The organism is Allobosea sp. 05T422_2 (assembly GCF_056396265.1).
In genome coordinates this window covers 1-13674 of record NZ_JBFTLD010000191.1, presented here as the reverse complement: position 1 = coordinate 13674, position 13674 = coordinate 1, and the positions used below count along the sequence as shown (strand labels likewise).

Below are 13674 nucleotides of genomic sequence, written 5' to 3'. Positions count from 1 at the left end.
GACAGAGGGAACCCAAGAGGCATCTCCGCGCTCGCTCCTGCGCCGACCGTGCGTCTGCATTCCCCACTCAGCCGCCCAGACGCGAAGGGGTGCGACGTCTGAAAACGAGTCGCTAACCTACGCTGATGCGACCGCAACTTCGTCAGTCTGGTCAGCCGGGATAATGAGAATGTCACGTTCTGCGTCGCGAAGTACTTGCTCGGCCACGCTGCCTATCAAGGCACGCTTTACTCCGCTCTTCTTGCTGGTCCCGAGGACGATAAGATCGCTGCGTTCATCCTGGGCGCTAACCAGGATAGTTTGCGCAGGGCTGCCTTCACGCAGAACGACGCCGCTGGGCGTAGGTGGAATTCCAAGCTCGTTTGTATACGCCTCAAGTCGCTCCGCTGCTTCGACCCGTTCTTTATCCAGGTACGCATTGATCGCTACCGGATCTAGAACAGATCGCTTCATCAGCCCGAGGGCCGGAGCATCAAACGCATGAACGATCTTCACGGCGGACTTGCTGAAGATTCCCATGCGCAAGGCACCCTGGGCTGCCGCCTTCGACGCATCGTCAAAATCGAGCGCGAGGAGAGTTCGTTCATATACAGTTGAAGGGGGCTGGATCGCGACCAAGACTGGAATGCGGCTCCGTCGAATGACACGCTCGACGGTGGTCCCAGTGAAAACGTCCCGGAAGCGGCGGCGATGAGGTCCTAGGACGATCAGGTCGGCGCCGAATTCATCGGCGGCGGACAATATTCCGTTGAACGAGTCATCTACCACGATCTCGAATTTGGCTGACACCCCATCGGCTTCGCAGGTTGATCGAACAGTATCTTCGAGCACGGATATGGCGGCCGATCGCTCCGCTTCGATCATGCGATGAGGCAAATCGCCATCCACGACATGGACAAGCGAAAGTGAAGAACCCAAACGTTTTGCTATGAGCGTGGCCCGTCGTAGCGCCCTGTCCGATCTCGTCGAAAGATCGGTTGCAACGAGGATGCGTTTTAGGGGGCCATCGTTTTTCGCAGTTAGCGTCATGGCTATCTCCAGCCTCCAAATGCAGAGCGAGAACTCGTCAAACAGCGTCGCGCTAACCTAATATGCCTGAGCGGCACAGGATTGCTCAGGCTTCACCATTCTCTTTGGGCAATCGTTCCGCAAGTGAGCGCAGTCCGTTAGCGCCTCAGCGCCAACAATCTAGAGATCGCCGCGGCGGTCGCGCAGGCCATCGGGCCGAAATTACATGCATCGTGGAAGGTCCCTCAGGAGCTACCGAGACCGCACCAATGCTGTCCGTCCTGGGCAACCCCTCAATGTMGGAAGTTGTTGCTGAAGAGACGTGAGACAGGCGCGCGGCCAACTTCGGCTTTCCACCCCTCAGCGACCTTCAGAACGGCTGGTAATGGGTAAGGCCCCTGGGCGCCTGGAATCAATGAGGACTGTGAATTGATTGCGCGGTGGGAGCAACGTCTGCCAAACGAATGCTCCCGCAAATGGCGCCATCTCGGACCCGCCGCTTACCGCAACTGATTGGCGGCGAATAGCAAGACGGCTGCATCATGTCCGGGCATTGTCCTGTGATGATGCGCAACCAGCCCACGCCCCGCGACCGCAATGACCGAGTTCTGCCGCGGTATCGCTGGCGGCCAATTCCTGTCGCGGCGCTAATTCCGACGATCGTCATCTGGCTTATGGTGTTCTACTGGGCCGCTCGACTTTAATTCGCGCTGGACACCCTCGGCATTGGTGGCTGGGCGATGAGGGCAGCCGCTGTGCTATCTGCGGCCTCCGTCACGAGACGGGCGTGCGAGAAGCCCCCCTGGCCTGATCGGTTCCCGTCGGACTAAGGGCGAGAATTGGAAAGCGTGATCCTGACCGCGATTGTGATAAGCTAAACATTCGGGAACCCGGCGCGTGGGAGATTCCTATGTTGGCGTTCTCCTTGCTAAGCACTCACGCCGGAATTCGGTTGGAAGGCGATTACACGTCACTGAGGGCACTTCGTGACGTTGTTCATGACATCAATGAGCGCTCACCCCTGATAAAGGATCGGGAGGGCTTATTCATCGCGCTTGCCTACGACCTCAGAAAAGCTTTCGAGCTGGAGCGCGACGTCATTCGCCCACCTGCACACTGCAAGGAAATCGGAACCCGATATGGCGTGAATATCCTTTGGCCAGTCTTGCTGCTGCAACATCTAGTGCTGCGATCGTCTCTGGCCTTCATMGATCATGGCCCGCAACACCAAGCCTGCGCGTACATGCTCGAGGCGGTCATTGAAGACGCTTTGGAGGACGATTTCGGCGGCCATGCTGGAGTGATCAGAGAAGCCTGGAAGCAGACTGCAAGCTGCGTCGAATTTTTCGACGACCGCTATTCCGCGCGTTGCGCACTATTCTCGAGCTGGAACGCCGGCGACCGCAAAGGGGGCCTTGCCGACCTCCTTGCTAGCATGTCCCCCATGTTCGACCAGAGCCAGAAACTCAGTMCCTTCCATGGCCTTGTGACGCCGGCGATAATCGCGGCGTGGGAGGGCGCCGAGTGGCCCGATCCGAAATGGTAAGCGGTCTGAATCTGGGCAGGTCCTAAGGAATTTGCCGGATGGCACCCCGTCTCGGCTATCTGTTGTACTGGGTCGCGTCATGGATCGCCGTGATCGTGATCACCGCTGGAATCGTCGTCTGGCTCTACCTCGCTCGCTCGGACAAAGACCCCATTGGATTGGCAATCGCTGGCACAGGCATCATTATTTGGGTCGCGGCTCGTGCGGTCCGATATTGGCTTGCGGGTCGATAGACGCCGTACGCGAACCGTTCGACTTTATTGGAGCCGGACCGATGCCTGACGAACGCACCGAACTCGCGGTCGAAGCAGCTGCGAGAGCCTTCCATGAGAACGCCCGCGAGAAGCGGCAATTCCAGTGGGAGCAGTCGTCCGAGGAGTGGAGGCTGGACATCCGGGCTTTCGTACGCCCCATGGTCGAGGCCGCCTTACTCGCCTCTGAGGTTTTCTGGCAACCGCAATTCCCAAGATCTAAAGCCAGGAGACATTGGGTGACGGAAGCCAGCATTCACCCGCGAAACTGCTGCCCGGTTGCCCGGTAAGCGGCGAACGTTGGCCCCCCACGGGCGGTCCGCGTTTTAATTTCATCGGCGCCGTCGGGAATGTGCCTTCGGGGTCCGCTGACTGTCCCCATCCGGCTGTGTCGCAGATCATCCCGACGCACGAAAACCCAAGCAGGGACCCCCCGTTCCGATCAATCTAGCGAGTTGGAGGAACTGTGTCCGACGCGTAGCGGGGTTTGGCTAATCGCGTACGGTCCTTGCCTAGGCCGGTCGCTTCGAGAAGCCCCTTCCGCTTGGCATCGTAATAGTACCCGCTCCGATAGTAGTGGCCGGCGCGGGCCTGGTCGCGACCGGCCACGAGCCAGGCTCCCCGCAGGTATTTGAGCCCGTAGGTGAGATTGACCTCGGGATCGAGCAACCCCGCTGCCGGGCCGGTGTAACCCATGCTGCGCGCCGTCGCATGCTTGATCTGCATCAATCCAAAATGACCACCGTTCTGGGCGGTTGGGCGAAAGTTGCTCTCGCGCTTGACGATTCGCCGGACCCAATCTGAGGGGAGTTCGTAATGCGCTGACTTCTGTTCGATGATCCGGTCGATGCCCGCGCGCGCTGGGCCGCCTGGTGACCGACGATCAACGGACTGTTCGCTGGAGTAAGCAAGTGGTTTCGCTGCCTCCGCGGAGGCGTCGTCCGTAACGATGCATCCTCCAACTCCGGCAGACAGTAAGGTGATACCGGCTGCAACGAGACGTCTTTGCCACGGCAATCTGACCTCCATCAGCTGATGAACCTGCTCACGGGGATACCAACTCTAGGCTCAACCGAATGTACGCCCACTGGCGGCAGTTCTGCGGCCGACGATCCGAACAGGTGACGTCGCACCTGAATCGTCTCATGCAGCCCAACTTGGATTTCGCGGCTATCATTCTCCCGACAAGTGAGCGTCGTGAAAACCCCGTAGGGCCAGCTTCTAAGGTGGCGTGCAACTACGGGGTCTTCGTCACCCGGCTACCAACCATACTGGGGGGCAGTCGCCGGGGAGCCAGTTGGACCTATGCATCTCCTGCCATCGAAGCGTGTGATGGCACCGTCGTGGGCGATGTTATGGTGATCCCGGAAGACAGCCTGGTCAAGCAAGGACAAGATCATACCTTGCGCCTTCGGACCCGAGCTCTTCGAGGAGACCCTCCTCTAATTAATGGCCTACCTGCGCAGCGGAGCTGTGAACGCCATTATCAACGCAGCCAGGTGCTCCTTCCGGGTGGGCAAGACAAGACAAGCATGGCCGATTTCTGTCCTTGCTTGACCAAGATGCCGATTGTCAGCACCATGCCGCATAGCACGACCTTGCCATGACAATCTCCGGCGGCAGGAAGTGGTGGTAGCGGACAGGCCGACACGAATCCAAGGCTCCCCGGCACCCCCCTTCCCCGGGTGACACTGCCGGGTGCAGGAGACCCCGTAGCGCCAGGGCTCTCCCAAACTGGTGTCTACGGGGTTTTTCGCCAGATGTGTCAGGCAACCGACCGAACGGGATCGCCGCCGACGGAAAGCTGCGGCCTCCGCGGCTAGCGGCGATCATGTTTTTCGAGGAATGTGCCTGTGCCCCAGGCCGGTATCCCGTCGTTGAAACCGCTCGGCGCGGATCGACCGGCGCTGGAGGGTTCCTTGGGAGCGCAGGCGCACCGACTGGCTCTTGCGACGTGAGGTCGACAATCTCCCTCGTGCCTGCCTTCACCAGTACGGCGGTTGTTGCAATCAGCCTTTGCCTCCAATGTGTTATCGAAAAGCACGGAGACAATATGATTTTGTTCGAACAGCTCGCGTCCCGCATCAAAGGGCCTATGGCCGAGAACGAAGATTGGTGGCACCTCTGCTACGAGACCGACACTAACGAATTCTACGTCCAGCACGAGTGGAGCCACGTCCCCAGTAACGGGGTGCAGCTGAATAGCGGCACCGAAAAGCATGATGCAAAGACATGGGTAGGCCCGGGCGCCGAGCTCATTCCGAATGCCAGGAACCTGTTGCTGGAGCGGGCGAACGACATGCGAAAAGCTCAAAAGCGCCCCGTGGCATGATCGCAAACGCCCTCTGCCAGACCATGCGGGGCGGGCTGTAGTGGGAGTTTCCAGATGGGCCAGATCATTTCAGCAAGTTGCGAGGCTTGCCATCTACAACGCGACGTCGTGATCGGGGGAACTAGGACGGCGTTTCGAGAGCACTCGGCTTGGCCGTGCCACTGCACGAACTGCGCCGACCTTACCTCAATGAACCTTCGGGTGGTGCCGTACCGTTGTCTCAGATGCGCATCAGAGGCGGTTGTGAAGTACGGCGATCCCGCAATATCCGACGTCCGTACTGTCGCGTCCTGGGATAAGGWCACGCTTTCGAGCGGCCTTCATCTTTGTCCCAACTGTGAGAAGCGAACGCTGAGGTTTGGTGATGGTGTTCTCCAGCGGCCCCTTCGCATGTTCGACTAAACCGCGCGGTTTTTCGAGACGGCGGTCCTAGCCGGCGACTGAACCTACAATATTAAGCCATCGATCAACTGGTCGGTTCACTTAGTTTCGCTACTCGGTTCTACGCGCTGGAACAGCAGAGACTGCGTCAGCACCCAGTCGAATTTCTCGCGCCGGCAGTCAGCTTGATCGAGCTTTCCCGAACTGATGCCGGTCATGAAGATCCGAGACGTCTCCTCGCGTTCACTGGCGCGATAGCTGCGTGAACTTGGATGGCCTTTCGCGAACGTTTACGGTGCTCATGGCCCGGTCGTTTGGGCTGCCGGGGCGTTAATCGTAGCGATCGCCAGCTCGTCGCTGCTGGGGGCTGCCAAAACAGCAGCGACCGGTGCGGCGGCCGCAATTGGCGGCGCAGCCGCTCTGATCAGTCAGCAAGCGGCCCCCCTGGGTTCAGCCTTGGACGCCCGTTTGCCAGGCGATGCCCAGCGGCACCTAGATCGGCGGCCGCACATAAGGCGGAGCTTCGGGATCGAATTGCGTCCAACCTTCCCGCTCATAGGTGGTCCGGCGGTCGACCGCATCGATCGGTGTCGCGCCGTCCATGACTGCAACGATCGCCGGAGCCTGTTCCTCGTTTGCTCGAGCAGCCACAACGCTGCCGCCACGCCTGACCGCCTCCGCATAGTAGTGGGCATCCTGCTGATCGACGCCAGACTTCGTCAGAGCGCCTACGAGGCCGCCGGCGACGGCACCGGTTGCAGCCCCAGCGGCAGTTGCGGCAAGCCAGCCAGCGGCGACTACAGGGCCAATGCCGGGGATCGCAATCAGGCCGAGCCCAGCGAGTAGCCCCGCAGCACCGCCGATCAAGCCGCCGACCCCGGCGCCCTCCCCTGCATGGTTCTCGCCATCGATATCCGCTCGGCGGCCAACAAAGCTAATATCGGAATCGACGACGCCGATATCCTTCAGCTTTCGAACTACGGATTCAGCTTGATCGTAGGTGTCGTACGAACGAGTGATTGTCTGGATCATGTGAAAGACCCTCTCAGTTGCGCGTGATATTGCCTCGACAATCGAGGCTCACGCCGCCTGGCCGCCATGAGGCGCCCTGCCCTGACAGACGCCATTGTCGTCCTTCCTGAGTTCGGACACGGCACCCATTGGCCTCGAACCGGCTCTTCGCCTGGCCCTTGGTGAAGCTGTTTGAGCCGGGCAACGGCGCGTTGGTATCGGAACAGCAAATATTCTGTGCCCAAGAAACGGCACCGATAGGCACTTGTTCCATGGAAGGGATTGCGGGCATTCGCCCCTAGACCGAAGGCCAGGAGCCAAACCGGCGGCATCACCAAGGCGATGGTCACATACGCGCGGTCGCTAGTGGTACACGACAAGATCGTTTCGCCAATGACGAACCACAGGATTATCGCGTTCAAAATTTGGACTGAGCATTGCGCTTCTAAGTATCAATAGGTTAGAAGATAATTTAGCGAAATGTTTATTTTAGGAAGCGCCATGAATGAAGAAAACGACAATGTAATTGAGCTGACGGCGATGGTTGTTTCGGCCTATGTCGCGCATAATAACCTCCCGTCCGGGGATCTCGTGGCGCTAATCTCGAGCACCCACTCCGCGTTCACGCAGCTCGGCGCCAAACCCGAAGCCCCGCCCGAACCTATCGTACTTGTGCCCGCGGTTCCGATCAGGAAGTCCATAACTCCGGACGCCATCATCTGCCTGGAAGACGGAAAGGCGTTCAAATCTCTCAGGCGCCATCTGGGTACGGCTTACAATCTCACCCCTGAACAGTATCGCGCGAAATGGGGCCTGCCTCCAGACTATCCGATGGTCGCACCCAATTATTCCCAAGCCAGGGCAGCGCTCGCAAGAGCGTCAGGGTTGGGACGAAAGGCCAAAACTGAACCGGTCCCTCCCGTCGCTCCGAAGCCTGCCCGGGCCAAGCGTGGCTCGAAATCCGGGCCCAAGACCTGACGCATCCAAAGCTTGTTTGCCAAGCGCCGCGACGTCGATTGCATGAACTCGACGTCGCGCCATTCCGACACGCTTTTCCTCAACTGGGCGACGTCCGGAAGGCTCAGGCAACACGAGCTTCTCATCCCCGACAAGCACCGTAATGGATCGGGCTAGTTCACGATAGGATTTCACGCGTCGCAGTTGCCGGGGATTGCCGGACGCTTCCACCGTGAGGCATGCAGCGCCGGCCACGCGATCTGGAACTGACGGAATGGAGTGTTGGATCCGGTCGGCGTACCTTAAGGCGTAAGGTCACATGCGAGCGACGGAGCGTCCTCCGTACTGCACACGACGATTATCTCGTATTCGCCACTGGCATTAGAAAACTGTTCCGCCAATCCGAGCCCGCCAGGCAATGCGGATCTGGAAACCTCGCCTTTCGATGTCGAGGAACGGAGCCCAGCGATTGGGCGAGAGACGTCCATCGCGATCACGTTATCGCCCTGCGCTCTTATGGAAATTCGGTATATCGGCTTAGTCAATTTAACGCGGTATACGTATAAATGCCAAGAATCTCTTGGAAACGGACCAGATTGAGAGATGATATTCAATCTAGCGGGATCTCCCGTTTCAGTTATGTTATTTCTTTTCGAACTGGCCGCACGTGAACTGCGCTTTCTTCCGAAATTCAAGTAGAATCCTAGCGCGATCAACAGCAATGGCGGCACGTATGTCGCTAGCAGGCGCAAAGTCTCCGGAGACAGCCCTTGTGGGATCGAAGGCTTGATCCAGTCGAACACTCGATCCCCGAACTGGCGGTCAAGCACCCCGTAAACTACAGAGAACAGGTACGGCCAAACCGCCTTGGCGGCACTGATGATGCTGCGCATTTCCGAACCGCCACCACGACTGCCTTCAGATACTTCTAACTTCACATGAAGGAAGTGTTTCCGCTGCAGCCTGTTGGCTGGCTGGCGGATTCGTCGAATGGGTAACTGACCGCTTGACCGTCGGGCAAAATCCACTGTCGTCCCCTAAGCTTGGGGCGCCATCCCGAATGACGCTACGCGACGACCGAACCGTAGCCTGACATCAGTGGAAAAACGCGACCGTTCCCGGGACGTATCGCTCCTTGCGCCTGCCCGGATATCAGTGTGCACGATCCACGGCATTAGCGCAGGTCGGTCGGACAATGGCACCTATTTGGCGAGCTCTTTTTCGATCTCGCCGCCCGTCGCGGGATCAATCACCAGGCGATAACCACTCCGGCTGTACGCCAGAAGTCCCGTCTCGCTTAGCCTGGCCTCGACAAACGCGTCGGGCACGCTCGGTAGAGTTGCCCTCCAAAGCACTCGTCCGGTTTTGCCTATGCAGAGCAGGTTCTCAAACAGATTGGCTCTGCTGGATTCGGGGTCTATCAGGACGATGCATCGCTCCGGGCCGAATGGGATAGCGGTTTTGATGGGTGCACCCCGATAGAGGCCTTTCACAGCCAACGGCCCGTCGCCATTCCTTACGACGATGAAATTGCCATTCGCCGTGAAAACAATCGCTCCCATTGCCCTCCCCGATCACTCTCGCGGCTTCAGAGAATGACTCGGGGCGGGCTATTTGTCTCTCGAAACCGTCTGCATTGCGTGGTGACGACTTCACAGTCGGGGCACCGCAAAGACACAGCGTCCGACAGAGTTAATTGGGTCGCCATTCTTCCTGTTCGAACTCGTTTACATCGATCATTGGCTACGCAACCATCGGGATCATTGGCCGGGGGGAGACGAATCAGAAGGGAACTGGCCCATGCCGGACCGGACGGTCGCGATCGTTGACGATCACCCATTGTTGGCCGAGGGCGTTGCTACACTACTGAGACGATGGGGCGGTTTCACGCTCACTGCGACGGGGAACGTCGCGGATGATATCCTGTCGATCACCAAGACCCATCAGCCCGATTTTATGATCGTCGATCTGAGCATGGCTGGGGATGTCTTTCAGGCTATCTCCGACACATTGAAGATCGCTGCTGAGACCAGAATTGTCGTATTCACAGCCTCAACCAGCACGGATGATGCGATTGCGGCTCTGAACGCAGGCGCCAAGGGCTACGTTCTGAAGGGCAGCCCTTCCGACGATCTCTTTCAGGCTCTAAATGCAGCTGAAAGAGGCGATGTGCATGTCACCCCCTCCTTCGCCGCGAAGTTAATTGGCGCGTTGAAAKACCAGAACCGGGAACGGCAGAAGCCGGCGAGTGCTAGGCTCAGCGTCAGAGAGGAGCAGATCGTGAGGCTGCTGCTGCTGGGGAAGATGAACAACGAGATCGCCCACGAACTTTCGCTCAGCGCCAAAACCGTCAAGGGCTACATGACGAACCTGATGGTCAAGATGCATGTCCGAAATCGACTTGAGGTCGTCATCGCGGCGCAAAAGCACATCCCGCCGCCGAGCGGCACATCGGTCACACGGATTCGGCCATAGAACGCCGCCCGAGTTGAGCCCGTTAGCGTCATCGAACCATCGCGCGCCTTATCTCAAGTTCCGTACTCTCTTACGAGCAGAGCGGGTACTCGTGCGAGATCTCGCGATGCACTCTGCTTCCAATATCGCAGCGCTTATGAACGGTCAGCCTCGCAGATTKCCGCTGCATCTGCTGCATCATTTTTCTGGCGCCGGACATAGGCCTTCACGTAGGCCGGCGGCATCAGCCGCACATCGTGACCACAGCCGATTAGCCTACGCGCCCAATGATGGGCGGAGCCACAAGGTTCAAGCCCGACCAGGCATGGCGGTAGCTGCTCGAAGAAGCGCAAGAGGTCGCGACGTATAGCGCGACGATCTGGATGAGAGCGGCGCGTCAATCAGGATGAGAACTGATTGTCGCGGCGTGTTGAGATTGGTGCTTTTGATTGTCGCTGGCAAGCTCAGGGTGTCGGCTGTTCGTCGGGCGCCGGCTCCTTGTCGATGGTCTTGATTGTCGCGTAGGTCGGCGGCCTGCCTGCTCCGGTGCGACGCTGCACGGCGGCTCGGCGCCGGTAGCTCTCGACGTTCATCTCGAAGATCGTGGCGTGATGGACGAGCCGGTCGACGGCGGCGAGCGTCATGGCAGGGTCCGGGAAGATCCGGTTCCATTCGCCGAAGGGCTGATTGGCGGTAATCAGGGTCGATCGACGCTCATATCGGGCGCTGATCAGCTCGAACAGCACGGACGTCTCGGCTTGATCCTTGGCGACGTAGGCGAGATCGTCGAGGATCAGCAGGTGGTATTTGTCGAGCCGGGTGATGGCGGCTTCCAGGGAGAGTTCCCGGCGAGCGACCTGCAGCTTCTGGACGAGGTCGGAGGTGCGGGTGAACAGCACGCGCCAGCCATTCTCGATCAGCGCCAGGCCGATCGCCGCGGCAAGATGGCTTTTCCCACCGCCGGGCGGGCCAAACAGGATCAGGTTCGCGCCCTTCTCGAGCCAGCCGTCTCCGGAGCAGATCGCCATGACCTGGGCGCGCGAGATCATCGGCACGGCGTCGAAGGCGAAGCTGTCCAGGGTCTTTCCGGGCGGAAGGCGGGCCTCGCCGAGATGACGCTCGATGCGCCGCCGGTCGCGTTCGGCGATCTCATGCTCGGCGAGCGCCGCCAGGAAGCGGGCGGCGGGCCAGCCTTCCTTGTCGGCGCGCTGGGCGAGATCGGGCCAGTTCATCTTGATGGCGGGCAGACGCAGGTCGTTGAGGATGAGAGCCAGCCTCTGTGCGTCGATCGGGTGAGTGACCGGTGTCATGCTGCGGCTCCCGACAAAAGCACGTCGTAGACGGCGAGCGGGACGAGTTCGACGGYCACCACTGGCAGCGCGGCAGGGTCTGGCGCGAAGCGTCTTCGTAAGGCCGCCATGTCGGGAAGGCCGCCGGCCATCAGCACAGAGGCGAGGATCTCGGCGAGTTCGGCTTCGCAGGCGCGCTCATGCGCCAGGGCGAGGAGATCGACCATAGTCCGGCAGGCGATGCGCTCGGGCAATCGTTCGACGAGGCGATCGAAGGTGCGCCGATAGGCCTCGCGGGGGAACAGCCGGTCGCGATAGACCAGGTTAAGGAGGGCCATCGGCTTGCGGCGCAAGGCGTGGATGACGTGGCGATAATCGACGACATGGCCATGCTTGCCATTGCCGTGTGATCGGCCGCGCAGCAGCGTCATCAACTTGGTGCCGCCGATGAACACGTCGAGCCGGTCATCATAGAGCCGGACCCGCAGCCTGTGCCCGATCAGGCGGGACGGGACGGAGTAGAACACTTTCCTCAAGGTGAAGCCGCTGCTCGAGGTGACGGTGACGATCGTCTCCTCGTAATCGCAGGTCCGGCGATCCGGCAGCATCTGGAGATGGCTGCGCTCGGCGTCGATGCGGGCGGCATTGCGACGATTCTTGGCGGCGACGGTCTCATCGACGAAGCGCCGATATCCGGCAAGATCGTCGAAGTCGGCACTGGTGCGCAGCAGCAGGGCGTCGCGGATCGCGGCTTTCAGATGACCGTGAGCGCTCTCGACCGAACCGTTCTCGTGGGCGACGCCGCGATTATTGCGCGTCGGCGTCATGCCGTAATGAGCGCACAAGGCGTCGTAGCGCCGCGTCAGATCGGACCTTGCATCGGCGTCGAGATTGCAGAACGCGGCCGACAGGCTGTCGCTGCGATGCTCGGTTGGGCTGCCTCCCAAAGCCCATAGGGCATTTTGCAACCCCTCGGCCAGCGCGACGTAGCTTTCCCCGCCCAGGATCACATGCGCCTGCTCGAAGCCCGACCAGACAAGCCGGAAGTGGTAGAGCCGGTGGTCCAGCGCGACGCCGGCGATGCTGACGCCGAGATCGGCCATGTCGGTGAAGTCCGACAATCCCATCCGGCCGGGTTCGTGGATCTGCCGGAAGATGATCTCCTGCTCCGGGCCATGAATGGCGCGCCAGGCACGGATGCGGCGCTCCATCGTTCGCCGGATGCCGGGGGCGAGATCGGGATGGCGCCGCCGCATCTCCTCGAAGATGCCGATTGGCCGAAGGCCCGGCGCCGAGCGCAGCAGCGGCACGATCTCGTCATCGAAGATCGCGGCAAGAGGGTCCGGCCGACGACGCCCACGGTGCCTGTCGCTTTGCGACGGCAGGCCGGGATCGCCCGATATCCGATATCCCGTCGCGGTGCTGAACCCGGCCTTCGCCGCCGCGATCGCGACGACGTCGTTCTGTCGGAACTTCATGAAGAGCCTCATCTGGTGATCGGTGACGTGGCGGCCGGGCACGCAAGGTCTCCTCCATCGAAGGAGACAGTTTGCGACAGCCAGCCGGCCGCGATCATCAGCGACGACGCTCCGCAAGAAGCTCGCCTTCGTCGGGGGCGGCTACGGGCTACGCCCTACGCTGCCGCGCCCCCGACGATTCTCACCTTGATTGTCGCGCAACTCGCATCGTGATTGTCGCGTCGCACCGACGTCTGATGGCTCTCGTCAGCAACACACCGCCCGAGCCGTCGACGACGTGAACCTGGAAGATAAGCTTCGCCAAATCGAGACCGACCGTTACAGCTGCGGACAGGTCGATGTTCTGCTTGCGCATGGATGGGGCTCCTCGGACTGGTCCGTGATGGCAACGCGCCTGCCTTAAGAACGGTGCCGGTGCAGGCGCCGTCCATCCCATCAAGAGAGCTTGAGGGCTCTGGCTAAGCGCTACGGCATCAACCAGAAGACGGTGGCCAAGTGGAAGAGACGGAGCTCTACGGCGGATCTCAAGACCGGTCCATGCGAGCCTCGATCGACCGTGCTGTCGATCGAGGAGGAGGCGGTCATCGTAGCCTTCCGCCGGCATACTCTGCTGCCGCTCGACGATTGCCTCTATGCTCTGCAGGCGACGATCCCGCATCTGACGCGCTCATCATTGCACCGCTGAGCCTGCCGGCTGTTCGCTGCGATGTCGGGCACAGGCCAAGTCATTCGGCACTTGACTGATATCGCGCGCAAGACGTGCCCAGTTATCACCGTGCACCCGCGCGACTGAGCGGGCGCTAGTCACCTTCGGCGACCCTGTCTATCGCGACCCCTGTTCAAGCCCGAAGGCAGCGTCGACGGGTCGACGAGGCCCCTTCCCTTTAAGCAACTTCAACGACGCAGCGAGGGTTGAACCCGTGATTTTCCCGGTCGCCGTGAAGATTTGGATAGCCGGCCTGATTGG

The 13674-nt window shown here is 60.3% G+C and carries 11 protein-coding genes and 2 pseudogenes; 5 read left to right on the top strand and 8 right to left on the bottom strand.

Annotated features, from left to right (window positions below):
* Positions 1-117 precede the first annotated feature (117 nt).
* Positions 118-1029, bottom strand: a complete 912-nt coding sequence (locus AC1DJT_RS25700; protein WP_441493352.1) for a universal stress protein — start codon at positions 1027-1029, stop codon at positions 118-120.
* Positions 1030-1918: 889 nt separating this feature from the next.
* Here AC1DJT_RS25700 and AC1DJT_RS25695 point away from each other — a divergent pair.
* A complete protein-coding gene (locus AC1DJT_RS25695; protein ID WP_476835145.1) occupies positions 1919-2554 on the top strand; it encodes a DUF6904 family protein in 636 nt (211 codons plus the stop codon).
* A 698-nt stretch (positions 2555-3252) separates the two neighbouring features.
* Here AC1DJT_RS25695 and AC1DJT_RS25690 read toward each other — a convergent pair.
* Complete coding sequence (locus tag AC1DJT_RS25690; protein WP_476769919.1) at positions 3253-3834, bottom strand: transglycosylase SLT domain-containing protein; 582 nt, start codon at positions 3832-3834, stop codon at positions 3253-3255.
* Positions 3835-4858: 1024 nt separating this feature from the next.
* On the opposite strand from AC1DJT_RS25690, the gene AC1DJT_RS25685 reads away from it, so the two are divergent.
* The gene (locus AC1DJT_RS25685) at positions 4859-5137 is read left to right on the top strand and encodes a hypothetical protein (protein ID WP_441492543.1); all 279 of its coding nucleotides are present in this window, start codon (positions 4859-4861) and stop codon (positions 5135-5137) included.
* 873 nt (positions 5138-6010) lie between these two features.
* Here the strand turns inward: AC1DJT_RS25685 and AC1DJT_RS25680 are convergent.
* A complete protein-coding gene (locus AC1DJT_RS25680; protein WP_441508902.1) occupies positions 6011-6547 on the bottom strand; it encodes a hypothetical protein in 537 nt (178 codons plus the stop codon).
* Between the two features lie 483 nt (positions 6548-7030).
* Between AC1DJT_RS25680 and AC1DJT_RS25675 the strand changes: the two genes are divergently transcribed.
* Entirely contained in the window at positions 7031-7507 is a 477-nt protein-coding gene (locus AC1DJT_RS25675; protein ID WP_441508885.1) for a Ros/MucR family transcriptional regulator, read from the top strand.
* Positions 7508-8688: 1181 nt separating this feature from the next.
* Here AC1DJT_RS25675 and AC1DJT_RS25670 read toward each other — a convergent pair.
* On the bottom strand, positions 8689-9048 hold the full coding sequence (locus AC1DJT_RS25670; protein WP_476769917.1) for a DUF7957 family protein: 360 nt from the start codon (positions 9046-9048) through the stop codon (positions 8689-8691).
* A 238-nt stretch (positions 9049-9286) separates the two neighbouring features.
* Between AC1DJT_RS25670 and AC1DJT_RS25665 the strand changes: the two genes are divergently transcribed.
* Positions 9287-9961, top strand: a complete 675-nt coding sequence (locus AC1DJT_RS25665; RefSeq protein ID WP_476835144.1) for a LuxR C-terminal-related transcriptional regulator — start codon at positions 9287-9289, stop codon at positions 9959-9961.
* Between the two features lie 146 nt (positions 9962-10107).
* On the opposite strand, the pseudogene AC1DJT_RS25660 reads toward AC1DJT_RS25665, so the two are convergent.
* The 4 genes and pseudogenes from AC1DJT_RS25660 to AC1DJT_RS25645 all read right to left on the bottom strand — a co-directional run.
* Positions 10108-10317: pseudogene (locus AC1DJT_RS25660) on the bottom strand (IS110 family transposase); the annotation flags it as partial.
* Between the two features lie 87 nt (positions 10318-10404).
* Positions 10405-11250 carry an IS21-like element helper ATPase IstB gene (istB, locus tag AC1DJT_RS25655; RefSeq protein ID WP_476769915.1) on the bottom strand — a complete coding sequence of 282 codons (846 nt, stop codon included), beginning with the start codon at positions 11248-11250 and terminating at the stop codon, positions 10405-10407.
* Complete coding sequence (gene istA / locus AC1DJT_RS25650) at positions 11247-12749, bottom strand: IS21 family transposase (protein ID WP_476835143.1); 1503 nt, start codon at positions 12747-12749, stop codon at positions 11247-11249. Before istA ends, istB begins: the two co-directional genes overlap by 4 nt.
* Positions 12750-12888: 139 nt before the next feature.
* Positions 12889-13062, bottom strand: coding sequence for a hypothetical protein (locus tag AC1DJT_RS25645; protein ID WP_476769913.1), 174 nt, complete (start codon positions 13060-13062; stop codon positions 12889-12891).
* 81 nt (positions 13063-13143) lie between these two features.
* On the opposite strand from AC1DJT_RS25645, the pseudogene AC1DJT_RS25640 reads away from it, so the two are divergent.
* Positions 13144-13389: pseudogene (locus AC1DJT_RS25640) on the top strand (IS481 family transposase); the annotation flags it as partial.
* Between the last annotated feature and the right edge of the window lie 285 nt (positions 13390-13674).

Bases quoted from the DNA above. Each gene is read 5' to 3' on its own strand.
- AC1DJT_RS25675 (WP_441508885.1), top strand. From the start codon at position 7,031: ATGAATGAAGAAAACGACAATGTAATTGAGCTGACGGCGATGGTTGTT.
- AC1DJT_RS25700 (WP_441493352.1), bottom strand. From the start codon at position 1,029: ATGACGCTAACTGCGAAAAACGATGGCCCCCTAAAACGCATCCTCGTT.
- AC1DJT_RS25670 (WP_476769917.1), bottom strand. From the start codon at position 9,048: ATGGGAGCGATTGTTTTCACGGCGAATGGCAATTTCATCGTCGTAAGG.
- istB (WP_476769915.1), bottom strand. From the start codon at position 11,250: ATGACACCGGTCACTCACCCGATCGACGCACAGAGGCTGGCTCTCATC.
- AC1DJT_RS25685 (WP_441492543.1), top strand. From the start codon at position 4,859: ATGATTTTGTTCGAACAGCTCGCGTCCCGCATCAAAGGGCCTATGGCC.
- AC1DJT_RS25690 (WP_476769919.1), bottom strand. From the start codon at position 3,834: ATGGAGGTCAGATTGCCGTGGCAAAGACGTCTCGTTGCAGCCGGTATC.
- AC1DJT_RS25645 (WP_476769913.1), bottom strand. From the start codon at position 13,062: ATGCGCAAGCAGAACATCGACCTGTCCGCAGCTGTAACGGTCGGTCTC.